Origin of the sequence: uncultured Proteiniphilum sp., from assembly GCF_937873925.1 — a bacterium.
In the GTDB taxonomy this organism is placed as follows: domain Bacteria; phylum Bacteroidota; class Bacteroidia; order Bacteroidales; family Dysgonomonadaceae; genus Proteiniphilum.
On record NZ_CALNAT010000229.1, the window covers coordinates 18,062 to 44,790 of the forward strand.

Sequence of the window (26,729 nt, forward strand, 5' to 3'; positions counted from 1 at the left end):
AAAACAGTATCATATGAAATTATATAAATATATATCCATCCTTTGCCTGTTTGTATTTTCGTTGTGGATGAGTTCATGCACCAGTTTTCTGGAAGAGAATCCACTGGATGAAAAAACCGAAGGCCAGTTCTGGAGAACCGAATCGGATGCTCAAACGGGTGTTAACGGGCTTTATTTTGGAGGGGTTCCTTACTTGCATAACATCGATGTGGACGGTGGCTGGACCCCGAAAGCTACCATGTGGGGAGGCGTTATGTCAGGGCTATTCGTGGACAAGCGTAAAGACAGAACCTTTACCAATGCCTCTGAAGGAGCCAATTTTAATATCGAATCCTTCGATGCTACTGCCCAGAAGATATGGACCGAGTTTTATATCGGTGTTTCCCGGGCGAATTTCGTGATCGCCAATATCCCGGAGATGACCGACGTGCTGACCCCTGCCCAGATAGAAAACTTTGTCGCCCAGGGCAAGTTCTTCCGAGCCTACGCTTATTTCTACCTGGTGAAAGAGTTTGGCGACGTGCCGTATATCGACTTTCCGTATACCTCCCTGGAGGGAATCTACCAGGAGCGCGTCCCGGCGGCACAGGTATACCAGAATATTGAAAACGACCTGCTCGATATCATCGGGGGGAACGCGTTGCCCAACGTGGCGTTTTACGACAATGACGGATATGCGACCCGCCCGATGGCGCAAACCTTGCTGGCACAAGTATACCTGCAGTGGGCCGGCGTACCGGTCAACGGCGGGAACGAATATTATACCAAGGCGGCCAACATGGCCCTTAACGTGATCAATGGCGGGCAGCACGCGCTTATTCAGCCTGGTGGAAGCAGCAACGGTCTCAATTCGGCGTTCAACGTGATCAAGACCACGAAATCGTCCAACGAGATCATCTTTGCCAAGGAATACGATCAAACCAATTTTAATATAGGCAACTCCTATGCGGTCCGTTCCATCGGGACCGACGCGTTTCAATGGCGGGACGGTAATAACAACAATGTTTTCAGTCCGGGAGGAGATGTGTTGTATAATGCCTACCTGCCATGCGACATGTTGATCAATAGTTATCATCCTTCCGATATACGTAACATGGAGAAACAGTTCTTTTTCCGTGAATATACCGATGTTACCGGTGTCTCGCATACATTGAACAATGTAGGAAACTGGGCATGGTTCGACGAGAGTTCGTTGACCAACGGACGTGACGGCGACAACAACATGCCGATCTTCCGGTATGCCGAGGTGTTGTTGATTGCCGCCGAAGGGCTTGCGCGGACAGGAAACGAAGGCGATGCCCGGGGCTACCTCAACCAGGTGCGACGGCGTGCCGGGCTGGCAGATGAAACCGCGAGCGGCGACGCGCTGGTACAGTCCATCCTGACCGAGCGGTTCCACGAGTTTCCGCTGGAATTCAAGATATGGGATGATATCCGCCGCTATCCCGAAGCCGATGGGATGCAGTCGGGCAGGCTGAAATGGGTTCCCCTCGCGACGGCAGCCATCCAGAACAAACCGGAAGGAACTACCTGGGTAGGTGCTATCCCGGAATATGCCCTGTTATGGCCGATCCCATTGAGCGATATGCAGGCAAACCCGTTGCTGGAAGGGCACCAGAATCCGGGATGGAATTGAAATAGATAAAAATTGATTGAAAAAACGAGGGGTATGTCGCGCTGCGGGGTACCCTTTGTTTATAGGTGCCCGGTAAATCCTATCTTCATGGAATAGGCTGTAAAATAAACCGTCCCATGTAGCAAATGCTGCACGGGACGGAAATATGGATGAACCGGGAAAGAAGAGTGGGGTATGTTATATTACCTTCTCTTTTTCCTCTACTTTCATTACAACCTGCTGATTTTTATCGTCAAAATCCACCAGAACGGTATCTCCTTCTTTCATGCCGGTACGGATGATCATTTCGGCCATTTCGTCTTCAATGTATTTCTGGATGGCCCGTTTTAGCGGACGGGCTCCGAACTGTACATCGTATCCCTTATTGGCAATGAATTCCTTAGCCGGCTCAGTGAGCACAACAGCGTATCCGAGGTCTCCGATACGTTTGTAAAGGCCTTTAAGCTCGAGATCGATAATTTTGTAGATCGACTCTCTGCTCAGTTGATCGAACATCACGATGTCATCCACCCTGTTCAGGAATTCGGGTGCAAATGCCTTGTTCAGCGCTTTCTGGATAATGTTGCGTGAATATTCGGTCTCGCTCACGTCGTGATTCGTATTGAATCCGATACCACGGCCGAACTCCTTCAACTGCCGTGTTCCGATATTGGACGTCATAATCAGGATCGTATTCTTGAAATCGATCTTCCGTCCGAGGCTGTCCGTCACATGTCCCTCATCCAGGATCTGAAGCAGGATATTGAATACGTCGGGATGTGCTTTTTCGATCTCATCGAGCAGCACTACGGAGTAGGGCCTGCGACGCACCTTCTCGGTAAGCTGTCCGCCCTCTTCATATCCCACATATCCCGGAGGCGCTCCCACGAGGCGCGATACATTGAATTTCTCCATATATTCGCTCATATCGATGCGGATGAGATTTTCGGACGAATCGAACAGAAACTCCGCCAGCTTCTTGGCGAGATGGGTTTTTCCCACACCCGTAGGGCCGAGGAACATGAATGTGCCGATGGGTTTGTTGGGATCTTTCAATCCCACCCGGTTCCGTTGGATGGCTTTTACGATCTTGTTCACCGCCTCATCCTGTCCGATCACCTTCCTTTTCAGTTCATCACGCATTTCCAGCAATCGTTGCCCTTCGGCCTGTGCAATGCGTTGTACCGGAACACCCGAGATCATTGCCACTACTTCGGCAATCTTATCTTCGTCCACGATCTCCGGCTTTTCCTTGATCTCTTTCTGCCAGCGTTCCTCTTCCGCTTCGAGCGCCAATAGCAACTGACGCTGTTTGTCGCGGTAGCTGGCGGCCAGCTCATATTTCTGCGCTTTCACCGCATCGGTCTTGTGCTGTTCCACCTCTTTCAATTCTTCTTCCAACTGTTCGATGGCTTTGGGTATCACAATATTGGAGATATGTACCCGGGCGCCGGCTTCATCGAGCGCATCGATCGCCTTGTCGGGGAAAGTCCGGTCGGAAACATAGCGGTCCGTCAGTTTCACACACGCCTGCAACGCCTCGTCGGTATACCGCACATTATGATGCTCCTCGTACCGCTCCTTGATATTACGCAGTATCTGCAGTGTCTCTTCCGGAGTGGTGGGATCTACGATCACCTTCTGGAACCGGCGCTCCAAGGCACCGTCCTTTTCGATGTTCTTCCTGTATTCATCCAGCGTGGTAGCTCCGATACACTGTATCTCACCCCGTGCCAGCGCCGGTTTCAACATGTTGGCGGCATCAAGCGATCCGGCAGCGCCCCCGGCACCTACAATGGTGTGGATCTCATCAATAAAGAGGATGATATTGGGGTTCTTCGACAGTTCGTTCAATATTGCTTTGATACGTTCTTCGAACTGGCCGCGATATTTGGTTCCGGCCACGATCGACGCCATATCGAGGGCGATCACCCGTTTATCGAACAGGGCACGGGAGACTTTCTTCTGTGTGATGCGCAGTGCAAGCCCGTCCACAATAGCCGATTTTCCCACACCGGGATCACCGATGAGTACCGGATTGTTTTTCTTGCGGCGGCTGAGGATCTGTGCGATGCGTTCAATCTCTTTTTCCCGTCCCACTACCGGATCGAGGCGGTTTTCCAAAGCAGCGCGGGTAATATCCGTTCCGAAATTATCGAGCACGGGCGTATCCGACCCGCTGCTTTTCGTCTGCTGGGAAGAGCCTTGCCCTCCGCCGGGATTGAACGGGTATTTTTCGTTCGCATCATCATCATCGTCGTCGGTGAAGTTGGCACCTGCTGAGGGTGATTGTCTATCCCCATCTTCAGTCCGGTTATCAAGGATGCTCTTTATGTAGAGAAAGGCACTTGAATAATCGAGTTGAAACTGCGTGAGGATATCATATATCAATGTGCTTTTTTCTTTTAAAAGCGCCAACAGAATATGCTCGGAATCGGTCTCCTGACTCTTTGTGAGACGCGCTTCCAGGATACTCATTTTTAATGCTTTTTCCGTATTTTTATTGATCACGAGTTCACTGGTTCCATCATAAGGCTCCTGGGTGGCGCGCACGTGCGAATCGATATAATCTTTGAGCACATGCAGATCGATATCGAAATCCTGGAGCACCTGAATAGCTAATCCGTCGCCATCACGAAGGATGCCGAGCATAAGATGTTCAGGTCCTATATAGTTATTCTGGAGCCTTTCCGCTTCTTCGCGGCTGTATGCCATGATGTCCCTGACTCGCTGAGAAAAGTTGCTATCCATCTATTTAATCCCTTCTTTTAGCTGTGTATAGACTACAAATATAATCTTTTATTTTAAATCGATTGAAATTTTTTGGAGGTCTTCTGAAAAAATGATCTCTCATTTAGACGGCCTTTGGATGGTGAAGTGCAAAAACAATGCCAAAGAATGGGGAGGGGATCAGCATCAATAAATCTGATCAATCGGTAAATTAATAAATCGATAAATCAACCGATATCCTGTACGTTTTTCTTTTTGGATTTGACCGATTCAACCATCGGGATCTTCACCTTCCTCGATTTGATGCGTGTGGTAACGCGTGGTTCTGCTTTTGATCCCGGCACATATTCGTGGCGGAACATATTGAAGAAGAGAATGAACAGGGAAAGCAGCAACGGCCCGAAGATGACTCCCCAGAACCCGAACATGGGAATTCCGATGAGTACCCCGAATACGGTGATCAACGGATGGATGTCGGCCAGTTTTTTTTGGAGCAGGAAACGGGCTACATTATCCACGCCTCCAATAATAAACGTACCATAGACGAGCAGTGCGATACCGTTCACATAATCACCGCCCAACATCAGTGTAACCCCTAACGGAACCCAGATGATCATGGTTCCCACAATGGGCAGGATGGTGGAAAAAGCAGTAAGAATGGCATATAAAACCGCATTTTCTATGCCGAAAAAAAGATATCCCATATAGGCAAAAAAGCCCTGGATAATTGCCAGAAGCGGGATTCCCACGGCATTTGCCTGAATGATCATGCGGGTTTCTTCCGCCAGGATCTGCTTATTTTCCTCCTTGAACGGCAAGACTTCCCTGATAGCTATTTCAAACTCATCGTTGTTGAAAAGCATATAATACAATACGAAAAGGATCACAATAACATTGATCACAAATGAATAGACGCTGTTCCCGAGCATTTGCAGGATATTGGAGCCGGCTCTTGGCAAAGCGGCCAGGTTTTCGGGAGTAAATATATTAAATCCCAGTCTTTCTTCCAATGTATCGACAAATTCGTTAAACTGCCGTAGAATTGCTTCGGGATTGATCGATATCCCTGAAACGGTATCGATTACCAGAAAAGTGAGTCCGGTGAGGGGGATGAGAATGAAGAAAAGTACTTCCAATACGATGAGCAACGCGCTGAGCGACTTTTTGAAGTTAAGCTTCTGCGTGAGGAATTTCTGTTGCCCGTTCACAAGCACATACAAAGTGGCCGCACCCAGGAAACCGCTCATATAGGGACGTGTATGTCTGAAAATAATCAATCCCAACAGGATGAGAAATCCGATCAGGATATATTTATACCGTGTTTCTTTTTTTTCTTGTTCTACTATCATAGGAAATTCTGCAAAATATATGATATTGAATCTTTGCCCAATTGCTCATCCGATCAACCCTACTCAATCTGATTCAATCTGATTCAATTCAATCTCACTCATGCTGATCCGGTCTTAAAAAACGCCGAACCGTTGAAGTGACGACTGCCAGGGGCTATAGAAAATCTTCCGGTTTTGAAAATCCACCATCAATCAGTGCCGCTTTGGCCCTTTCGTAATCGGAACTTTTCACCTGCATCTCTATATCGCCGAGAGGATATGTCAATCGGTTGAGGGTAAGGTTTTTCATATAGATTTCAACCCCTCTCATTTCCATAAATGTCTGTACAATAGGTACATCGGAGGCAAAAGTAAATGTTTTCACTGTGATAAAATTTTCTTCCATAATAGAGGATGCGTTTGTAATATAGCCTTATCTTTCAATAACGTAAAAATACACTTTTTGTTTATTAAAATAAGGGTTGTGTGGGTTTTTTTACTATTTTTGGTACGGTTTAAGCTAAAAGTCTTTGGGAATGGAAAAAATAGCATTGGTTACGGGAGCAACTTCCGGGATCGGGGAAGCTACGGCCCTGAAACTGGCCGGAAATGGTTTCGATATAATAATTACCGGCAGACGGCAGGACAGATTGGATGCATTGAAGCGAAAACTGGAAGAGACCGCTTCCCATATATTGGATCTCTGTTTCGACGTACGGGACGAAGCGGAAGTGAATGCCACCCTGGGAAACCTGCCTCCGGAATGGAAGAATGTAGATGTGCTGGTCAATAATGCCGGACTTGCCGCCGGGCTGGATCCCGTTCAGCAGGGGGATAGCGATAACTGGAACCGGATGATCGATACCAATGTGAAAGGGCTGTTGTATGTTACCCGGTGCATTTCACCGGGAATGGTCGCCCGCAAGAAGGGACATATTATCAATATAGGCTCCATTGCCGGAAAAGAGGTTTATCCCAACGGGAATGTATATTGTGCCACTAAGCATGCGGTGGACGCATTGACGAAAGGAATGCGTTTCGATCTGCTTCCCCATAATGTAAAAGTGACACAGATCTGCCCCGGCGCTGTGGAAACGGAATTTTCCATCGTGCGTTTCCATGGGGATAAGATTCGTGCCGGTAAAGTATATGAGGGATATGAATGCCTGGTGGCCGATGATGTGGCGGAGTGCATTTGGTTTGTAATTTCCCGGCCGCCGCATGTGAATATCAATGATATAGTCGTGATGCCTTCGGCACAGGCGTCGGCTTCTGTTTTTCATAAATATAGCACATGATAAACAAAAATATACCCGCAATGAAACGAGTATGAAAAATATTTACATACCAGAACATAGTTATTGCGAGCTTCATAATATACTTTTGAAAATCAATAGTTTATGAAACGAACTTATATTTTTTTATTTGTTTTGCTTATGACAACCCGGCTTGTTGAATCGCAGGAAAATATCACCTATCAGACTCCGCCTGAAGAAATCCTTGACTTGGTCGATATCGAGAGAGCTCCCACGGTAAATATGGACAGCAAAGGCGAGCAGATGTTGTTCTTTTACCGGAATACGTTCAAAACATTGTCCGAACTGAATCAGCCTGAAGTGCGACTCGCAGGTCTGCGGATCAATCCCGGTGCCAATATATCAAGCACCGTTACCTATTTTAATAATATCCGCTATAAAAAAACGACCGATAAAGAGGTACGGCAAATACAAGGCTTACCGTCCGAACCGCTTATTACCAATGTCTCTTTTTCGCCCGATGAAACAAAACTTGCTTTTACCAATACGGTGAAAAATGGAGTGGAACTATGGATTGCCGATATGAAAACCCTGGAGGCAAGAAGATTGACGGATGCCGTTGTCAATGCCAATGCCGGATTTCCATACAGTTGGTTCAATGATGGAACCGGGCTGCTGGTAAGGGTCCTCCCCGAAGACCGCCCCGGATTGATCGATACCCAAAAAGCTTTGCCGGAAGGGCCGGTTGTTTCCGTCAGTGACGGACAGATCTCTCAGAACCGTACCTATCAGGATCTGTTGAAGAATCCGGTCGATGAGACCAATTTCGAAACGCTGATGACATCGGAACTGTATAGAGTCGGGCTCGACGGATCGAAAGCTCAATGGAAAGAGGCAGGGATGTATATAGGCCAATCGTTTTCCCCCGACGGAAAATATGTGTTGCTGACCACCCTTTCCCGTCCGTTCTCGTATACCGTACCCTATTACAGTTTCCCCAACGTGACGGAGATCTATACGGCCGATGGGAATTTCATGATGAAATTCAACGAACAGCCGCTGCTGGACAATCTCCCTATAGGATTTATGGCCACGCAGGAAGGGAAGCGGAATATTTACTGGCGCTCCGACAAGCCGGCCACCCTCTACTGGGTGGAGGCGCTCGATAAAGGCGATCCGGAGGTGAAAGCGGATTTTCGCGATGAGGTGTTCGAACTCGATATCCCGTTTACCGGAACGCCCCGTTCATTAGTGAAAACCATTAACCGTTACGCGGGTATCACCTGGGGAAACGATGAGTATGCCATTCTTCGCGATCGATGGTGGAATACGCGGAATCAGAAAATATATGTCTTTAACCCGTCGGATAATACGCAGGAACCACGTATCATTATCGACCGGAATTACCAGGATGTCTACGGCGACCCCGGTTATCCGCAAACCGAAAAGAACGCGTGGGGAACTTATACGTTGAAGATGGATGGTAACTCGGTGTATTTTTTCGGGGACGGTTTCACGGCGGAAGGACAGTTCCCTTTTATCGACCAACTGGATTTGAAAACACTGCAAAAGAAACGGATCTATCAATCCGCTTATACCGATAAAGTAGAGGAACTGGTCACATTTGTCGATAGTAAGAAAGGTACGGTAATCACCCGGATCGAGTCACCGGTGGAATATCCCAATTATTATATCCGTAATATCAGGGACAAGCGTGCGCCGGAACCGTTGACCGCCTTTGAAAACCCGTTCAAAAGCATTGCGGACGTGCATAAGGAAGTGATCAGCTATAAACGGGACGATGGAGTGGAACTTACCGGCACATTATACCTTCCGGCGGATTACGACAGGGAGAAAAAGGAGAAATTGCCAATGATCATGTGGGCATATCCCACCGAATACAAAGACCGGAGCAGCGCGGGACAAACCACAGCCAATCCCAATTCGTTCACCTACCTGTCGTATGGAAACCCTGTTTACTGGGTAACGCGCGGCTATGCCATCCTGGATGATGCGGCCTTCCCCATCGTGGGGGAAGGAGACGAACAACCCAACGATACTTTTGTGGAGCAATTGGTCGCCAATGCCAAAGCGGCCATAGATGCCGTGGAAGCGCTGGGATACATAGACCGGGAACGGGTAGCTGTGGGCGGTCATTCTTATGGCGCGTTTATGACGGCGAACCTGCTTACGCATTCCGACCTGTTTGCCGCGGGGATCGCCCGTAGCGGGGCATACAACCGTTCGCTCACGCCGTTTGGTTTCCAGAGCGAAGAACGGAATTACTGGGTTGCTTCTGAGGTATATAATACCATGTCGCCTTTTATGCATGCCGATAAAATGAAAACGCCTATGTTGCTTGTGCACGGGGAAAGCGATAACAATTCCGGCACGCACACAATGCAGAGCGAGCGTTATTACCAGGCGTTGAAAAGTTTCGGCGCACCTGTCCGTTTGGTGATCCTGCCGAAAGAAAGCCATGGGTATGCCGCCCGGGAAAACATATTACATCTGTTGTGGGAGCAGGATCAATGGCTGGAAAAATATGTAAAGAACAAAGGGAAAGAACAATAAATGAGAAGAAAAGACCGTGAAATGGATCGCGATTGGGGGTTGCAGGTGATCGACCGTGCTCCATTTGCCGTGCTTTCGGTTACCGACACGCATGGCGATCCTTATGCGATCCCCTTATCAGTAGCCAGGGAGGGCGAATACCTCTATTTTCATTCGGCGAGGAGTGGGACGAAAGTGGATCTGTTGCAATCGCAACCCCTTGTCTGTATGACATTCGTAACGGATGTGAATGTACCGGAACTGTTTTCAGAGGAGGAACTGGAAGAGATGCGTACGAATGGGGACAAGGCGCCGGATATCGGGAGCAAGGTGTTTACCACCGAGTATGCCTCGGCAATTGTGTACGGCAAGGTTGAATCCGTCACAACCGAGGAAGGAAAACGCCGGGCGTTGGAGGTGATCTGCCGGAAATACGCTCCTGATAAAATGGCGTTGTTCGATATGGCGGCAGCATCAGGAATGAAATTGACCAATATCTACAGGATTGCCATAGAACAGATCACTGCCAAACGAAAAAAATACGATGCCGAGGGCAGGGAGATGAAAGGGGGAAGGGAGGAGTAATTGACCCTCTCTGAGAATAACTTTATGTATTCGATTCCCAGGAGTTTAATTTCTATTTTAAACCGGTCTATTATTTCGCGATAACAAATTCGATCCCGTCGCCGCTACGGATAGCGTGCCGGGTTGTGAAACCAGCATTTACCTCCACCACATAAAGGGCCGGTTCCGTAGAGGCATAATTCCATTCCTTCAGCGGGGTAGTATTTGCCTGAATGGTCACGATCTTTTTAGCGGTATTTACAAAAAGGATATCCAGTGGGATATAGGTGTTTTTCATCCAGAAACTCTGTATCTCTTCCATATCCTGAATGAACAACATTCCTCCGTTTTCCGGAAGGGTACGCCGGTACATCAGTCCGCGGGCGCGCAATTGGTCGTTATCAGCCACTTCAATGTCAATCATAGCCAGCGTATCCCTATTCTGTTGGCTTATGAAAAATAGCTCTCCCTGTTTGCGGAAAGGGATGTCTGTCATGGGGTCTTCCGGGGAAGGAGTTGTACCGGTTACTCCTTGTGGGTTGGATCGTTGCGTAACGTAAAAAAGGATAATGGACACGATCAGCACCAGGATTATCAATGATAATAACACGATTCGCGGAATGTGTCTGTTTTTTCGTGTAGCGCTCATTTCAGGATATGTTTGTTAAAAGGATGTTCGAATAGGTTGTTACTTCACTTAATAAACATTTTTATGCGTTTTATTTTTCCATTATCCTTTTCAGGTTTTGCAGCCCTTCTTTAAAGTCTTTATCCATATTCATAAACAATCCGATAAAATTCCAGGGATAAGGCGATTTTCCGGAAATGCCCCAGGTTACATGGGTCTGATCCGGGTTTATTTCTTTTAGGATGAAATATCCTTTCGCAGGCTCGCCAAAACTGAAATCCAACTCCGACTCCATATGTTCGTCTTCAACGATTTTAGTGATGGTTTGGGAGCCTTTTCCTACCTTTTTCCCATCCCAACTGTATTTGAATCCCACCGTTCCGTCTATTCCTTCGGAGGTGGTTTTCATTCCGGGATCCATTAGCTGCCAGACGCCGAAATTGTCCTGATTCTTTATATACTTAATGTAATTGAAAACTTCGTGTTTCGGTTTGTTGATAATGATTTCACTTTCGCTGACGAAATCCTTTGGAACAAACAAGGCAATAATTAACGGAATCGCAATTAAAATGGCGATAATCAGGAGGATCTTTTTTAGTAATTTCATACGATTATTTTACTTTTTATATTTCGGTGTATGTAACTCGCTATAATCATGTCCCTGTGTGAGAACAATTCTCATGCTCGTTTCATAGCTTTTGCATTTTAAGTTGAAGTGCACATTTAATTTTATTTCTTTTTTAGCGGGAAAATTATCTCATTGCTTTCACTTTCCTGATTTTTATGTCAGCTGAATTTCTTATTATTATTTCGGATTTCACCTCTTATGAAACAAACAGTGAAAAATATAGTTCATTAAAATTAGTCGTTTTTCACGCTCGACATAGGCAAACAAGTTTTTCTTCTGTGTTCGCACTAGTGATTCGATAAATCTATATCAAGATAATTGTCTTTTGGTTTCGCGGCTCAAAAAAGATGGAATAATCCGTAAAGGGATGCGATGATCGCCAGCATCATTGTCATGGTAACACGCAGGTTGATGAAACAGGCACGTCGCACATCGGCATGGGTGAGATCCCGGTCGTTCTCCCCGATATACGGTTTTTCGACGAGTTTACCCTGATACACGTTCGGGCCGCCGAAACGGCAGTCGAGTATCCCGGCGAGTGCTGATTCGGGATAACCGGAATTGGGACTTGAGTGGCATTTGGCATAAGTGCGGATAAAACGGAATCCGCGTCGTGAGGGCGGCACCAAGACCATCAATAAAGCTGTCAGCCGTGCGGGAATAAAATTAGCGGTATCATCGAGGATGCGGGCGGCAAACCATCCGAAATCGCGGTACTTTTCGTTTTTATATCCGATCATAGAATCCATCGTATTCACCATCTTGTATGCCATTATCAGGGGAATGCCGCCGAGCGCATAGAAAAACAGGGGGGCGATTACACCATCGCTCAGGTTTTCGGCCAATGTTTCGAGCGTTGCCGTACGGATCTGTTTTGCTGTTAACCGGGATGTGTCGCGTCCTACGATCCAGCTCAGTTGTTTCCGTGCAGCCGGAATATCTCCTTTCATGACCAGTTTTTCTACTTTCATCGCTTCGGAGATCAGGCTCCGGTTCGCAATTGCAAAGAAAAACAGAATCGTGTTGAGAATGTTTTTAGCAGTAGTGTATTCGTCCAATAACCATTCTATGGTTGTAAAAACGGCAAAAACCGAAACGACCAGCCCTAAAGCGACAAATACGCCTTTCGCCTTCCGATGGTTTCCCCGGTTAAACTGCCGGTCGCACCATGAGATTATGCGACCGAACAGTCGGATGGGGTGCGGTAAACGGTGCGGATCACCGATAAGCGCATCCAGCAGCAGTCCCCCTAATAGCGGGATCAGAAAATCCTGGTATATAATAAAAAAGTGGTACAAAGTCGTTTTATTTTAAGAAGAACAACTTTAAGGCTTCAATGAGTTGCCGGTTCCACGCTTCTTCCTGTACCGAAATACGAAAATATTGTACGGTTAATCCCCTGAAATTGGACGCATCGCGGATCAATAATCCGAATCTGTCAATCATGAACAATTTCAATTCCGCTGCCGTTCTCTCTTTCATTTTTACTAAAAAGAAATTGCACGGCGAAGCGGTCACTTCGAGTTGTGGCAAGGCGGTAAGCCTTTGTTGTAGCCATGCCGATTCGGCACAGATAGAAGCGATATCAGGGAGCAACTTATTCCAATTCTCCAGAATAAAACTTCCGGCTTCCAGCGCCAGGGCATTTACCGACCAGGGCGGACGCAACGAACGGATGCCGTCGATTATCTGCCGGTCGGCAACAATATATCCCAACCGCAATCCGGGAATACCGAAGGTTTTTGTAAACGAATAGACGGTAATGAGATTCCTGAGCCCGCCTGGTAACGATTTCACGGATTCGTTTCGCGGGCATACATCGTCGTAAGCCGCATCCACGATGAAAGAGGTAGAGGGATTTTCGCTGCAAAAACGGGAAATTGTGGCGTTGTCCACGAGTGTTCCGTCGGGATTGTTCGGTACGCCGAACCAAACCGTGTCGGCTTCAAAACGGACGATGTCGCATAATGATCTCACGGGTAGGAACGAAATCGCGTGCCGGTAAGCGCGACAGGCATCCTCATATTCCGAAAAGGCAGGGTAGGGAATCAGACTTTTCCGGTTTTGAAAAAGGTGTGCCAGCAAATAAAACGCTTCGGCAGAACCGTTCGTGATCAATATATTATGGGCAGAAACAGCGTGGAAATCCGCCAATTGTGATGTCAGCTTGCGGGCATTCGGATCGGGGTAATTCCCGATAGCTTCCATGCGTCTTTTCAGATAAGCCGCCATGGCTTCCGACGCGTTCCGGTAAGGAATATTGGAGCTGAAATCGCACCTTATATTGTCCGGATAGTCGTATAGGTCGTTACCATGTCCTGTTAGCATCCCTTAATTTTTAGTTATCAATTACCCATTATCAATTATCAACTGTCAAATCAACCTAATCACCGTTCCACTTAATCACTATCCCGCAGACATCGATAAATATACTCCATATCCACATTTTCACGGATCACGTCGGCGAGCCGGTTATACCCCTCTTCCTTCCGGGTCTTATAATTGACGGTAGCGGAAATGGCCGGGTCTATCCGGCGCAGCACCGGTTCAATGACCGATGCATTGTCGAAAATCCCGTGGATATAGGTTCCCCAGGTCTTGTCGTTCAGGAAGTAACCGTCCGTTTCGCCGTTTTCCATGCGGCAGAGCGGTTGACCGGAAGGTGTGTGTCCGGCGTGTATCTCGTACCCCTCGCCTGAAGCGCCGCCTTCGATGAACGAAAACCTGCATTGCCGTGTCTGTTTCCCACCGGCAAGGGTAGTGACAACCGGTAAAATGCCCAGCCCGGGCAATGCGGTGATATCGCCCTCCACGCCGTCGGGGTCGCGCACCTCTTTTCCCATCATCTGGTAACCGCCGCAGATACCGTAAACCGGTTTCCCGTTACGGTGATGTGCCACAATGGTCTTATCTAGACGCTTTTCCCGTAATATTTTCAAATCGGACAGGGTATTTTTCGACCCCGGGATCACAATAATATCGGCCTGCGACAATGTTTCAGGCTTGTCCGAGTAGAAAAGATTCACGCCCGCCGTCTGCTCCAGCATATTGAAATCGGTAAAATTCGACAGGTGTTTCAGCAGCACCACCCCGATATTGATTTTTCCCGCTTCGAAAGCCGTTCTTTTCTTTTCGAGGATCACACCGTCTTCCTGTTCGATAAAAAGCCCCTGGCAATAAGGGATGATACCGACTACCGGCTTTCTGGTCAGTTCTTCCAATATCTTCTTTCCGTCGGTGAACAGGCTGATGTCCCCCCTGAACTTATTGATGATAATTCCTTTGACGGCAGCGCGCTCGGCTTCGGGAAGCAGTTGGATAGTTCCGTACACACTCGCGAAAATACCTCCTTTATCGATATCGGCCACCAGAAATGTTGCAGCGGCGGTATGCAATGCCACGCGCATGTTCACGATATCTTTTTCCCAGAGGTTGATCTCGGAAATACTGCCGGCCCCCTCAATCACCACCGGATTATAGCGGGCTGCCAGTTTATCGAACGAACGCATTACTTCCGCAAACAGCGCATCGCGGTCGGTCTTGTTGAAATATTCCCGTGCCGATTTATTACCTGCGGGCTTGCCGTTGAGCACGACCTGGGAGGTCGAATTACTGGTCGGTTTCAGCAATACCGGGTTCATTTCCACCGAACAGTCGATGCTACACGCTTCAGCCTGTACAGCCTGTGCGCGGCCTATTTCGAGGTTGTCGCCGGTAGGATAGCTGTTGAGCGACATGTTCTGAGCCTTGAACGGGGCAGGGGAGTAACCGTCCTGCAGGAATATACGGCAAAAACCGGTGTTAACCACCGATTTCCCCACGTCGGAACCGGTACCGACAAACATAATAGGACGAAGTCTGCCATATACTGTATTTTTTCTCATCAGCGTAATATCTCCGAATTATGAAGTAATATATTTACACTTTTATTTTTATTACCTGCCCGTACGCTACGGGCGTGTCGAATGCCTTCCCTATCGTATAATTTTCGAGAATGATAAAAAAAGCCCTTACGATGCCTGCGTGTGTGACAATCAGGATATTTTCCGCATCGGCAGGCAAGTCATGTATAAAAAGTTCTACCCTTTCGAGCATCATCCGGAAAGATTCCCCTTGCGGGCAGACTGTGTTTACGTAATCGTCAAACCACTTTTTGCCTTCATCTGACACGTATATATCATTCCACTCTTTACGTTCCCAATCCCCGAAATTATATTCTTTTATCCGCTCATCGATAATAAAATCGTCGGCTAATTCTTGTGCCAGCATTATACATCTTTTCAGCGGGCTGCAATATATTTTATCGAACGCCACAATGTCCTGCAGTTGAGACCGTACAGACGTGACTTCTTCGGGAAATGTGCCGGCAAGTCCTACATCGGCATGTCCGTAGCAAATGCCTTTCGGCATATCGACCTGTGTGTGTCTTACTAAATAGAGTTGCATATCGCGCCTAAATATACGAAATAATTCCTGTGTACGCCAGGTAGAAAGCTACTTCACAGAATTGCTGCAACGTACCCAGAATATCGCCCGTGAACCCGCCTATTTTCTTTTCCGTATATCTTTTTAAGAAAATTAAAATAAGAGTGTAAACGGCCGTCACGATCAAAGTTATTTGCCAGGGAATGAATATTAACGGTAAAACGGCAAAAATGAGCGCTATAATAAGTGTGATATTGGTCGGATGATTACGGGAATGAGACGATTTGCTGCTTTCAGTGCGAACATAGGTTGACGTTCTCATCAGCACGACCGGGACGAACCTGCTGGAGGCGTGCGCCGCGATAAGGACGACAGGAAGATGCTGCACATTCATGGAGACATATAATGAAAACTTAGCCAGAAAAAGAAATAGGAGCGAGATGACGCCGTACACCCCTATACGACTGTCTTTCATAATCTCCAGAATACGCTCTTTCGTATATCCGCCGCCGAAACCATCAAAGAAATCCGATAGTCCGTCTTCATGCAGGGCGCCGGTAACACCCACCATGGCGATAATGGCTGCCGTTGCCGAGATAGTTTGCGGAAAAGCAAGCATACACAACATGAAAACGGCTCCTCCTACAGCCCCTGTGATAATACCCACCAGAGGGAAATAACGCAAGGAACGGGTGAGATTATCTTCCGAATAATCTGTCCTGCCCACAGGTATCCGGCTGTAGAATTGCAGGGCATGGAGGAAGAGATTCAGTTGTCGTTTCATTTGTCTTGGTTTTCCTTTTCAACTTTACCCCGCATGATGCACCCCGGCTTCGTCAAAACTTGCCATTTCATTGAGAAAAACAAGCGCGGATTGCAGGATAGGATAAGCTAACGCTACACCTGTCCCTTCACCTAACCGAAGATCGAGAGACAGGACAGCGTTTCCATTCATATATTCTACCATGGCTTTATGTCCGCGTTCATTGGAGGCGTGACTGAAGATCACATTGTCTGTGATATCCCGTTGCATCTCGTAGGCCGCCAGGAATGCCGAGGTGGCGATGAATCCGTCGGCGAGGATGATCATGTTTAGCCGTTTGGCTTCGAGCACGGCGCCGCACATCATGGCGATCTCCAGCCCGCCGAAGGTGGCGAGCGTCTCAAGCGGCGTATCGGGATTGTACTTTTCCGCAACCTGTTTTAAAATCCCATATTTGCGGCGGACGCCCGCCTCGTCGTGTCCGGCGCCGCGTCCTACGCAGTCTTCGAGCGGAATACCGGTAAACTTATGTAGCAGTAGTGATGCCGGCGAAGTATTTCCGATACCCATTTCGCCGAAACCGATCACGTTGCAACCGTTCTCAAATTCCTGTTTCACAAATTCCGCCCCTTTTTCCATCGCCTTGCGACAGGTTTCGACGGTCATGGCAGGCTGATGCAACATATTGTGCGTCCCGCGGGCCAGTTTGGCATCGACGATGCCGAGTCCGGCAGGAAAGTCATGATCTACCCCTGCATCGATGATCCTGAGGCGTATATCGTGCTGGTGTGCGAACACGTTGATGCCGGCTCCCCCGTGAACAAAATTCATCACCATCTGGTGAGTGATCTCTTTCGGACAAGGACTTACCCCTTCGTCGGTAATACCATGGTCGGCGGCAAAGACCAGTATGGCGGGGTTACGCAGTTCGGGCGTAAGCGTTTGCTGTATTTTGCCGATCTTAAAGGCGATATCTTCGAGTTTGCCGAGCGAACCCAATGGTTTTGTACGGCTGTCAATTTTGTGGAGGAGCGCAATCTCAAAATTCATGTTTTTTCTTGTTTATCTTCTTTTTCAATATCTCAATTACTTAATTTCCTTTTATTCCCTACCAATTGGTACAGTCGCATATTAACTTCACTTTTGTTGGCTCTGCCCTTTTCCACCTAATCACCTCACCACACCTCACCACGCATTTTCACTTTAATTGCAACGGAATACCCGAGATCATCACATATACTTTGTCGGCCGTTTTGGCTATATATTGATTTACCCATCCCTGAAGATCGGTAAAATGGCGCGACACCTCATCAGGCGCATGCAGGCACATCCCGATTTCGTTACTAACCACAATCAGCCGGAAATCCTGCTGAATAAACCTGTCCCATTCCGACTTTGCTTCTTCCAGGGATGCCTGAAGATCATATTGATGGTCGTGGAAAATATTGGTCAGCCACAGTGTGATACAATCGAGCAGCACTGTCCGCCCGGAAAGTGGGAGCGAACTCAATTGTTTTTCCTCTTCAACGGTTTCCCATTTTTCGCCACGGTCGGCCTGATGGCGGCGGATTCGTTGTTCGAAATCATCATCCCAGCGGCGGGCTGTAGCCAAATACAATGGGTGGGCGGAATATCCTTCCGCCAACTTTTGTGCGAATCGGCTTTTGCCCGACCGTTGCCCGCCTGTTATGAAAATGATCTCCCGCATTTCTCTTTACAATAAATTATTTGATGTCACCATTGAAGGCTCCCAGTGTTGGGCGCAAATTTACCAAATTCTTTAGAACGAATAGCTGACTGAACCCAGAATACTGCGTCCCGGCATATTGTATCCGTCTTTTTCGGTGTAATTCTCATCCAACAGGTTGGATACAGAGATCCCGATGCGTGCCTTTGGTGTTATGTTGTAGTAGACGGAATAATCGAATACCAGATGTGCCGGATGCTGAAGGACCTGATCGCCTGCCGTATATCCACCTTTGACATAATAATCGATTTCCTTAATTTCAGGACGGAGCTGGGCGAAGTTATCTTCCTCCAGTCGCTTTCCAATAAATCGGGCATGCAAGCGTGTAGAGAACTTGTTATTGGTGTCGAAAAAGATGCCGAAATTACCGTTCGTTTTGCGTACATATAGTAAATCCCGTGTGATGATCGTTGCGTCATTCTCACCCTTTCTACCCGTAGAATTGAAATTGAATAACATTGTGAATCCGGTATACACTTCGAACTTGCTCCTGTATCCTGCCAATGCGGCCAGGTCTATCGACCCCATCAGTTCCAGTCCATCCATAAACGCTTTATCGGAATTGATGTAGCGAACGGTATCATCCGTCATTTCCAGATCTTTTACAATCATGTTTTTATGATGGGTATTAAAGTAGGTGATATCGAAGCTGAGTCCTCTTCGATTGTAACTTAATCCTACATCGTAAGTGTTGGACGTCTCGGGTTTCAAATTGCTGTTTCCTACATATACCTGTCTCCACCAGAAATCCCAATCGGGAAAATAAGTTTCTATCTTATAGTCTCCGGCGATTCTGAATGCATCCGGGACACTGAAGGCTGTGCCAAAACTCGAATGCAGTTTTAACCCGTCGATGATATCCAGTTTGATCCCTACCGATGGGTTGAAATTATAGTAATGTTCGGTAACACCTTTTGTTTGTAAATCAGCATTTTCGCGGATACTGTATGTTATATAATTGTAACGCAATCCCGCATTTGCGGACACTCCTCCGGCATTGTAAGCCAGTTGGGCCAGCACCGATAGTTTTTGATTCCGGTTGTCAGGTTGATAGGGAACATCGGGTGTATTTGCTTCTTTAAAACGTTTCGAACGATAATCGTATATATCATAGTCTATGCCCGTCAACAATGAAAAATTACCAAAATGATGGGTGTTGTTCACCTTCACCCCATACTCGCGGGTCTTTCCAATAAGGTTGACAAAACCCTGGTCGGTAATATCACTGAAAAAGCGTTCTCTATCATACGAGAGGTACGGTGAGACAACGAATACATGATTGTCGGAAGAACGTTTTATCTGGCCAAGCAGATTGATCCTGTTAAGGTCTTTTTTACTGTCGGTATATGTGTGCCAGTAGTTTCCGGGTGTTTCCACATCGCGGTTGAGTGTCAGGAATGACGCCAGTGTGGCAGTCCATTTATTTGAGATCAGATAGTTCAATTTTGTGGAAACCTGATTTGTACTATATTTTGAATTGTTCAATGTATCCCCGTATGATTGCTTATCAAGTATCAGTTTCTCTTTTTCGTTGAGCGGCAAAAGATTTTTACGCCCAATGCGATAGTCTTCGGTTTGCACTTTCCGCGACAATCCGAATGAAAATGAAAACCGTTCGTTCATAGGTACATTCGCATATTCGCTGAATTCGAATTGACCGAAGCTTCCTCCTTTAACACCAAGCATTGCTATGCCTTTGTCAGAAGAAGCCTTTGTGATAATGTTAATAACACCGCCCATCGCATCCGAACCGTATAAAACGGAGTAGGGCCCTTTTACTATTTCGATGCGATCGATTATCCCCGTAGGGACGGTTGCCAAATTGGTAGTACCGGAAGGCATTCCGTCAATTAGTAACAATGTATAACTGCGGGAATGTGCCGATGGTGAAAAGCCACGCATCCCAATAGTCGCACTTAATCCCGGATATTGAAGGATATCTAGGTTTGTTACTCTTTTTAGCAGGTCGGCGGCATTATCGGCCTGTACCGTAGTTATCTTTTTACTGTCGATGATCTCCACCTTCTGTGGAACGTTCTTTAGCGGAAGGTTCATGCGGGTGGCGGTGACCACCACTTCATCAAGGTCATACGACTGTTCGGCCGATTCCTGTGCCTGGAGGAACGTGCCGGCAAAAACCAGAGCAATCATGCCCGAAAAAAATTTCTTGTTCATAAAAAAATTTACAGTTAAACAGTGAATTTGTTTGAACCATAAACTTTCGAGGGAGAGGGTGTCGTGAAATTCCGGCTGTTCGGAGGTATAGGAGGCCGGAAGTAATCTCAACGCTGCTTTTATCCCGAAAGCTTGGATGGCTGATGCTTTCGGGCAGGTCTTCCGGCTCGTTCCGATTATCCGTTGTCTTCCCATCCCGTAACGGGACAGTGACGTTCGCGTTTTTCGCGTCGGAGAACCTTGTCAGTGAGACTATTCCCAAAACATCGGGAATAATCTAACCATCGGGAACATACGGCTGCGGGTACAGCTTCGGCTTTTTTGCTTACGGCAAATTACCGAATTCCTTTATACCCGAAAGCGGTGCAAAGGTACTACTTTTATTTGGGATCAGGAAAAAAAACGATTCAAGAAACTTATCCGATCGTAATAATGCCAATCCAGTCAGGAATTAGCAGCAAATTTATCAAGTGTTGTCCAGTATACGGGTTGATAATTAGTAGATTGAAAAATAGATAACCTATTTTTTCCCGTTCCGCAGGCGTTGTTCGGAGACGGGAAAGACCACGGGTTTGCCTGATATGGGATTGGTTTTTACAATTACGACCGTATCGTACACACTTTCAATGTGTTCATAGGTTATTGCCTCTTCCGGTGTCCCTTTGCAAAAGGTCGTCCCGTCTTTCATCATCAGCAGGAAGTCGCAATACTCGGCGGCGAGTGAAAGGTCGTGTACGATCATCATCACGGTCAGTTTCATCTCTTCATTGAGCCGCTGGATCAGGTTCATGAACTGCATCTGGTGAGTAATGTCGAGATGTGATGTGGGCTCATCGAGCAACAGCAGGCGGGGATGTTGCGACAGGGCACAGGCGATATTGGCCATTTGCCGCTCACCGCCGCTTAATTCTGCCATCGATTTGTTGCGCAAGCGGTAAGTATTGGTCAGGTGCATATAATGGTGCGCTATCCCGATATCTTCTTTCCTGTCGAAGAACTGGAACCGTTGACGATAGGGGAGTCGTCCCATCAGCACATATTCCTCTACCGACAGTTCCGCCGTTTCGGAAAATTGCGAAACGATGGCGAGCTTTTGCGCTTTTTCCCTCCAGGTAAGTTTCGACAGGTCACTTCCCTCAAGCAGGATACAGCCGTCCTTTAAGGGTAATGTCCCCGCAATTCCCCTGAACAGCGTAGTTTTCCCCGATCCGTTGGGGCCGATGATTCCGGCAAACGACCCTTCGGTGAGCGACAGGTTGATATCATACACCCGGAAACCGCTACTATATCCGCAGGAGAGATTCTGTATATCGAGGAAATGGCTCATTTGAAATTATGAGTTATAAGTTATGAATTACCACATTATTTTTATTGGCACATTGGCATATTATTCACATTGGCATATTGAATCATCCAGTCATCCAATCATTCATCCATTTTTGACTCTTTTCGTCTCGTGTTACTCAGCAACAGGATAAAAGCCACACCGCCTACAATACCGGTGATCACTCCGATAGGCAGTTCGTTGGGTGAAATAATAGTGCGTGCCATCACATCACACAAAATCAGGAATATGCTGCCGCTCAGGAAGGATGAAACAAGCAGTATACGGTAATCAGTGCCTACCCACCGGCGTACGATGTGCGGGATGACCAGTCCCACGAACCCGATGATCCCCGCCACGGCAATGCATGCGCCGGTCAGCAGTGAGGTCACGATAAACAGGATGCGGATCACGCTGTTCGCGTCAAATCCCAGATGCCTGGCTTTTTCTTCTCCCAGCCGCAGCGCGTTGAGAGGCATCACGAACAGGTACGATACGATGAGGCAGCATACCGAAAGGGCGATCATTACCGTGATCATGGTATTGTTCGATTCGTTGAGTGAACCCATGATCCAGAAAACAATGCCGTGAATGTTGTCTGTGGAGGTGACGGACATGAGGAACATCATCAGTGATGAAGCGATGAAGCTGATCATGACACCGATCAACAACATGCGGTTGACACTGAGCCCGCCTCTTCCGAGGCTGAGGGTATATACAAGGAAGATGGTCGCGAAAGCGCCGATAAATCCGGCCAACGGTAGGAACAGGATATTAATCAGGTGCAATCCCGCCACAATGGCGAAGGTGACGCCCAACGACGCGCCGCCGGAGATCCCGAGGGTATAGGGCTCTACCAGTGGATTCCGGTAGATCCCCTGCAATATGGCGCCGGCCAGGCTGAGGCTTCCGCCGATAGTCAGGCCGAGCAATGTCCGGGGGATACGGATATATGCCAATACGCCGTACTCCATACTCTCTTTATCGGAAAGAATGCGCGGCAGGTCACCGATGCGGATCGGGATCTCGCCCATCCCCAGCGAAAGCAGCACGGCTCCCGTTATCCCCGCCAGAAGCAGCAGGACATATATGCCCCAAACCAGTTGTTTTTGTCCCATTCCTGTGTGATTAGATATCATTGGTCCCAACTAAGAATAATGAGTGAATGATTATTCTGAAGCCTGTGCTGATACGTCAATAATGTATTCAATAAATTTACTTGTTTCAATAGGAACGTTCCTGTTAATATTCAATTCCTTTCCGGCTTCGTATCTTCCGGTCGTACGGATGTTTCAGTTTTTTGCAGAACGATACATAATCGGCAAGCTCCATTATGTTTTCTGTGGCGGCTCTGCCCGTCAGTACGAGTTCAGTGTCTTCCGGCTTGGCTTTAATGAAATCGAGCAGTACGGATTCGTCCAGATAGTGATCGCGGACGGAAATAAGGATCTCGTCCAGGATAAGCAGATCGTAATGTTCCGAAGCCAGCCTCTCTTTTATGGTTTGTACGGCTTCCGGGACTTCCTTTCTGATTTGGTTCTCATCAATAGTTTTATCCAGATGCGGATGCCCTTTGGCGAAATTCAGCACGGTTGCGCCGAGTTTCCTGAGGCTTTCCATTTCGGAGTAGCCGTATTTTTCGGGACGTTTGTGAAACGAGCAGTAACAGACGTTGAAACCGCTGCCCAGAGCGCGTGCGGCCAATCCAACGGCAGCCGTCGTCTTCCCTTTCCCGTCGCCGGTATATAAATGTATTAATCCTAACTTTTTCATCTGACTATCAATTTGGATACGAATTATTTTTTAATTTTTATTGTCTTGGCTCTTGGTTCTTGAATCTTCCATCAGTTCGCCTATTATCTCCATCGTTTGTGCGAATGTGATGGGGGTGGGTTGGCAGGCGATATCCGAGTCGATGATGTAGACCTGTTTCTTTCGCGATGCATTCAGGTTGGAATACTTGTACCATAGTTTCAACTCTTCTTCTCCCACAATACCCATGGTAGCAATAAAAATGTAATCGGGATTGTTGGCGATAACGAATTCACGGGTAACGCTGCCTGAAGTAAGTTTTTTTGTGATGTTCTCAGCGCCCAGCAACGTCATATAGTCATTCATAAACGTGTGGGGAATAACGGCGAACAAGGGATTGGCGCCGATCTGGAAAAATATCTTAGGATTTGTCCGTCGGTTGTTTTTCTTCGCTATCTTCTGAACCGTTTGTTTGCTTTCTTCCACCAGGATATTGGCTTTTTCGGTTTTGCCGGTCAATGCTCCTATACGGACGAACTGATCGCAGATTTCCCGGAAAGACTTCGGAGAATGGAAGATCTCTACCTTTATTCCAACCTTGCGCAGTAGCTCGACGTCTTTAGGATTGGTCAGTCCGGAAGCCAGTACCAGATCGGGTTTCAGGCTGATGATCTTCTCAATGTTCGCTTTTACGGTCGAAGCTACGATCTCTTTGTTACCTCCTTTGGCTGCCTTGCAATAGTTTGTACATCCCACCAGATTATCCTGCGCTTCCAGATAGTACAGGCTTTGCGTGAACGAGGGCGCCAGCGATACGATGCGTGTATATGGCTGTCCCTGCACGGCAAATACCGTGATAATACAGAAGAAAAGAAATATTTTTTTCATCATTCAATTATTTCTATCAATCAATACCCATAGAGCCTGACCCCCTAATCACCTTCCCTCTTTTCCACTTTTCCACTAAATGCCATGCAAAGGTAACAAGAAACGGGAAAAGAGAAGGGTTTTTTTGTCATCGAGATTTCGTATAAGGGGGTGGCTGAAATTTTGTCAGAAATTTTGTCAGTTTCCATTCCCGCTCAATTGTTTTTTTGGCAGAAAAGGGATTTGAATAAATTTGGCACAGAATTCGCAGTTGTGGTTATGTCAATTAGATCAATAACATTAATTATATTAACATCAATTTTAGTAGTATGAACATTAAACCATTGGCAGACAGAGTGCTGGTAAAACCGGCAGCTGCGGAAGAAAAAACAGTGAGTGGAATCATTATCCCCGATACGGCAAAGGAAAAACCACTGAAAGGTGAAGTAGTAGCTGTGGGAAAAGGTACAAAAGATGAAGAAATGGTCGTGAAAGAAGGCGACAAGGTGCTTTATGGAAAATATGCAGGCACTGAAATTGAAATTGAGGGCGTACAACACCTCATCATGCGTCAGTCTGACATTTTAGCAATCATTGACTAAACAGTACCCCTAAAAGGTGGAAGTCAATCTTACTCAATCCATTCAGTCAATCTGTTAAAAAACAAAACAAATAATCGAAATAAAATGGCTAAAGAAATTAAATTTAACATGGATGCCCGCGACCTTCTGAAAAAGGGCGTGGACGAACTGGCAGATGCCGTTAAAGTAACATTAGGGCCTAAAGGCAGGAATGTAATTCTTGATAAAAAATACGGCGCACCTCAGATCACTAAAGACGGTGTTACCGTGGCAAAAGAGATCGAACTGGAAGATGCTTTCCAGAATATGGGCGCGCAACTGGTGAAAGAGGTAGCCTCTAAAACCAATGATGATGCCGGAGACGGAACAACTACCGCCACAGTATTGGCACAATCTATCATTGGAGTTGGGTTGAAAAACGTTACCGCCGGCGCCAATCCGATGGATTTGAAACGTGGTATCGACAAAGCAGTGGCCGCTGTGGTTGACAATCTGAAAAATCAGGCCGTTGAAGTAGGGAATGACCTGAAAAAGATCGAAAACGTTGCTAAAATTTCCGCAAACGGAGACGAAACCATTGGTAAACTGATCGCCGAAGCTATGCAGAAAGTGAGCAAAGAAGGAGTGATCACCGTGGAAGAGTCGAAAGGTACCGACACTTACGTAGACGTGGTGGAAGGGATGCAATTCGACCGGGGTTATATCTCACCCTATTTTGTAACCGATACGGAAGCGATGGAGGTGGATTTTGAGAATCCGCTTATCCTTATCCATGATAAAAAGATCTCTGCTATCAAGGAGCTACTTCCTATCCTGGAAAAAGGAATTCAAACCGGCAAACCAATATTGATCATCGCCGAGGACATCGATTCGGAAGCACTCACCACTTTGGTTGTGAATCGCTTGCGCGGCTCATTGAAAGTAGCTGCGGTAAAAGCTCCCGGATTTGGAGACCGCAGAAAAGAGATGTTGGAAGACATTGCCATACTTACCGGAGGTGTTGTGATCTCCGAAGAAAAAGGGCTCACCCTGGAAAATGCTTCTCTCGATATGCTCGGTAGCGCAGAAAAAGTGACTATTGACAAAGATACCACTACCATTGTGAACGGGGAGGGCGAAAAAGAAGCCATCAGCAGCCGTATCGGGCAGATCCGTGCACAAATCGAGAAAACCACCTCCGACTACGATCGTGAAAAACTGCAGGAACGTTTGGCTAAACTGGCCGGTGGCGTAGCGGTACTTTACGTGGGTGCACCTTCCGAAGTGGAAATGAAAGAGAAGAAAGACCGCGTGCAGGATGCCTTATCGGCCACACGTGCTGCCGTAGAAGAGGGAACAGTTCCCGGCGGCGGTGTTGCTTATGTCCGTGCTATTGAGGCACTTGAAGGCCTGAAAGGCGAAAACGAAGACGAAACCACCGGTATCGAGATCGTGAAACGGGCCATCGAAGAGCCCCTTCGCCAGATTGTGGTCAACTCCGGAAAAGAAGGTGCCGTAGTAGTACAGAAAGTGCGTGAAGGCAAAGCCGATTTCGGTTACAATGCCCGCACCGACCAGTATGAGAATCTCTACGAAACAGGAGTGATCGACCCAGCTAAAGTGACCCGTGTTGCTCTGGAGAATGCGGCTTCCATCGCCGGCATGTTCCTCACCACCGAATGTGTGATCACCGATAAAAAAGAAGAAAATCCTGCTCCGCAGATGCCGATGGGCGGAGGCGGAATGGGCGGCATGATGTAATCACTCCATATAGATTATATCGATACGCTGAAGGCGGATGACTGAGAATGAAA

At 47.2% G+C, this 26,729-nt stretch carries 23 protein-coding genes and 1 riboswitch; of the genes, 6 read left to right on the forward strand and 17 right to left on the reverse strand.

What is annotated here, in order from left to right; all coding sequences use genetic code 11:
* Positions 1-13: 13 nt before the first annotated feature.
* On the forward strand, positions 14-1,636 hold the full coding sequence (locus Q0502_RS15830) for a RagB/SusD family nutrient uptake outer membrane protein (protein ID WP_298652826.1): 1,623 nt from the start codon (positions 14-16) through the stop codon (positions 1,634-1,636).
* A gap of 177 nt (positions 1,637-1,813) precedes the next feature.
* On the opposite strand, the gene Q0502_RS15835 is transcribed toward Q0502_RS15830, so the two are convergent.
* The 3 genes from Q0502_RS15835 to Q0502_RS15845 form a co-directional block, all read right to left on the reverse strand.
* Entirely contained in the window at positions 1,814-4,366 is a 2,553-nt protein-coding gene (locus Q0502_RS15835; RefSeq protein WP_298652828.1) for an ATP-dependent Clp protease ATP-binding subunit, read from the reverse strand.
* A gap of 206 nt (positions 4,367-4,572) precedes the next feature.
* The gene (locus Q0502_RS15840; protein WP_298652830.1) at positions 4,573-5,694 is read right to left on the reverse strand and encodes an AI-2E family transporter; all 1,122 of its coding nucleotides are present in this window, start codon (positions 5,692-5,694) and stop codon (positions 4,573-4,575) included.
* Positions 5,695-5,848: 154 nt separating this feature from the next.
* Entirely contained in the window at positions 5,849-6,079 is a 231-nt protein-coding gene (locus Q0502_RS15845; protein WP_298652832.1) for a hypothetical protein, read from the reverse strand.
* A 130-nt stretch (positions 6,080-6,209) separates the two neighbouring features.
* Between Q0502_RS15845 and Q0502_RS15850 the strand changes: the two genes are divergently transcribed.
* The 3 genes from Q0502_RS15850 to Q0502_RS15860 all read left to right on the forward strand — a co-directional run bounded on the left by Q0502_RS15850 (position 6,210) and on the right by Q0502_RS15860 (position 10,067).
* Positions 6,210-6,971: an SDR family oxidoreductase gene (locus Q0502_RS15850; RefSeq protein ID WP_298652834.1), complete on the forward strand. Its 762-nt coding sequence runs from the start codon at positions 6,210-6,212 to the stop codon at positions 6,969-6,971.
* Between the two features lie 102 nt (positions 6,972-7,073).
* Positions 7,074-9,503, forward strand: a complete 2,430-nt coding sequence (locus Q0502_RS15855) for a prolyl oligopeptidase family serine peptidase (RefSeq protein ID WP_298652836.1) — start codon at positions 7,074-7,076, stop codon at positions 9,501-9,503.
* Positions 9,504-10,067, forward strand: a complete 564-nt coding sequence (locus tag Q0502_RS15860) for a pyridoxamine 5'-phosphate oxidase family protein (RefSeq protein WP_298652839.1) — start codon at positions 9,504-9,506, stop codon at positions 10,065-10,067.
* Positions 10,068-10,137: 70 nt separating this feature from the next.
* On the opposite strand, the gene Q0502_RS15865 is transcribed toward Q0502_RS15860, so the two are convergent.
* The 14 genes from Q0502_RS15865 to Q0502_RS15930 all read right to left on the reverse strand — a co-directional run bounded on the left by Q0502_RS15865 (position 10,138) and on the right by Q0502_RS15930 (position 24,379).
* Positions 10,138-10,695, reverse strand: coding sequence for a DUF192 domain-containing protein (locus Q0502_RS15865; RefSeq protein ID WP_298652841.1), 558 nt, complete (start codon positions 10,693-10,695; stop codon positions 10,138-10,140).
* Positions 10,696-10,765: 70 nt separating this feature from the next.
* Positions 10,766-11,281, reverse strand: a complete 516-nt coding sequence (locus Q0502_RS15870) for an SRPBCC family protein (protein ID WP_298652843.1) — start codon at positions 11,279-11,281, stop codon at positions 10,766-10,768.
* Between the two features lie 359 nt (positions 11,282-11,640).
* Positions 11,641-12,600 (reverse strand): adenosylcobinamide-phosphate synthase CbiB, encoded by a 960-nt coding sequence (gene cbiB, locus Q0502_RS15875; RefSeq protein WP_298652846.1) that lies wholly within the window; start codon positions 12,598-12,600, stop codon positions 11,641-11,643.
* A gap of 7 nt (positions 12,601-12,607) precedes the next feature.
* Positions 12,608-13,630 (reverse strand): aminotransferase class I/II-fold pyridoxal phosphate-dependent enzyme, encoded by a 1,023-nt coding sequence (locus tag Q0502_RS15880; protein ID WP_298652849.1) that lies wholly within the window; start codon positions 13,628-13,630, stop codon positions 12,608-12,610.
* 71 nt (positions 13,631-13,701) lie between these two features.
* On the reverse strand, positions 13,702-15,186 hold the full coding sequence (locus tag Q0502_RS15885) for a cobyric acid synthase (protein ID WP_298652852.1): 1,485 nt from the start codon (positions 15,184-15,186) through the stop codon (positions 13,702-13,704).
* Between the two features lie 34 nt (positions 15,187-15,220).
* Positions 15,221-15,748 (reverse strand): alpha-ribazole phosphatase, encoded by a 528-nt coding sequence (gene cobC, locus Q0502_RS15890; RefSeq protein WP_298652854.1) that lies wholly within the window; start codon positions 15,746-15,748, stop codon positions 15,221-15,223.
* Between the two features lie 7 nt (positions 15,749-15,755).
* Entirely contained in the window at positions 15,756-16,511 is a 756-nt protein-coding gene (gene cobS / locus Q0502_RS15895; protein WP_298652873.1) for an adenosylcobinamide-GDP ribazoletransferase, read from the reverse strand.
* Positions 16,512-16,535: 24 nt separating this feature from the next.
* The gene (gene cobT / locus Q0502_RS15900) at positions 16,536-17,540 is read right to left on the reverse strand and encodes a nicotinate-nucleotide--dimethylbenzimidazole phosphoribosyltransferase (protein WP_298652876.1); all 1,005 of its coding nucleotides are present in this window, start codon (positions 17,538-17,540) and stop codon (positions 16,536-16,538) included.
* A 148-nt stretch (positions 17,541-17,688) separates the two neighbouring features.
* Positions 17,689-18,198: a bifunctional adenosylcobinamide kinase/adenosylcobinamide-phosphate guanylyltransferase gene (locus tag Q0502_RS15905; protein WP_298652879.1), complete on the reverse strand. Its 510-nt coding sequence runs from the start codon at positions 18,196-18,198 to the stop codon at positions 17,689-17,691.
* 72 nt (positions 18,199-18,270) lie between these two features.
* Positions 18,271-20,412 (reverse strand): TonB-dependent receptor, encoded by a 2,142-nt coding sequence (locus Q0502_RS15910; protein ID WP_298652882.1) that lies wholly within the window; start codon positions 20,410-20,412, stop codon positions 18,271-18,273.
* Between the two features lie 134 nt (positions 20,413-20,546).
* Positions 20,547-20,785: riboswitch (cobalamin riboswitch) on the reverse strand.
* Positions 20,786-20,932: 147 nt separating this feature from the next.
* Entirely contained in the window at positions 20,933-21,739 is an 807-nt protein-coding gene (locus tag Q0502_RS15915) for an ABC transporter ATP-binding protein (RefSeq protein WP_298652885.1), read from the reverse strand.
* 98 nt (positions 21,740-21,837) lie between these two features.
* On the reverse strand, positions 21,838-22,854 hold the full coding sequence (locus tag Q0502_RS15920) for an iron ABC transporter permease (RefSeq protein ID WP_298652887.1): 1,017 nt from the start codon (positions 22,852-22,854) through the stop codon (positions 21,838-21,840).
* 124 nt (positions 22,855-22,978) lie between these two features.
* Positions 22,979-23,509: a cob(I)yrinic acid a,c-diamide adenosyltransferase gene (locus tag Q0502_RS15925; protein WP_298652890.1), complete on the reverse strand. Its 531-nt coding sequence runs from the start codon at positions 23,507-23,509 to the stop codon at positions 22,979-22,981.
* Positions 23,510-23,539: 30 nt separating this feature from the next.
* Complete coding sequence (locus tag Q0502_RS15930; protein ID WP_298652893.1) at positions 23,540-24,379, reverse strand: helical backbone metal receptor; 840 nt, start codon at positions 24,377-24,379, stop codon at positions 23,540-23,542.
* Positions 24,380-24,684: 305 nt separating this feature from the next.
* On the opposite strand from Q0502_RS15930, the gene Q0502_RS15935 reads away from it, so the two are divergent.
* Together Q0502_RS15935 and groL are read left to right on the forward strand one after the other, a co-directional pair.
* Positions 24,685-24,957, forward strand: coding sequence for a co-chaperone GroES (locus Q0502_RS15935; protein WP_298652896.1), 273 nt, complete (start codon positions 24,685-24,687; stop codon positions 24,955-24,957).
* An 84-nt stretch (positions 24,958-25,041) separates the two neighbouring features.
* Complete coding sequence (gene groL, locus Q0502_RS15940; protein ID WP_298652899.1) at positions 25,042-26,676, forward strand: chaperonin GroEL; 1,635 nt, start codon at positions 25,042-25,044, stop codon at positions 26,674-26,676.
* Positions 26,677-26,729: the final 53 nt, after the last annotated feature.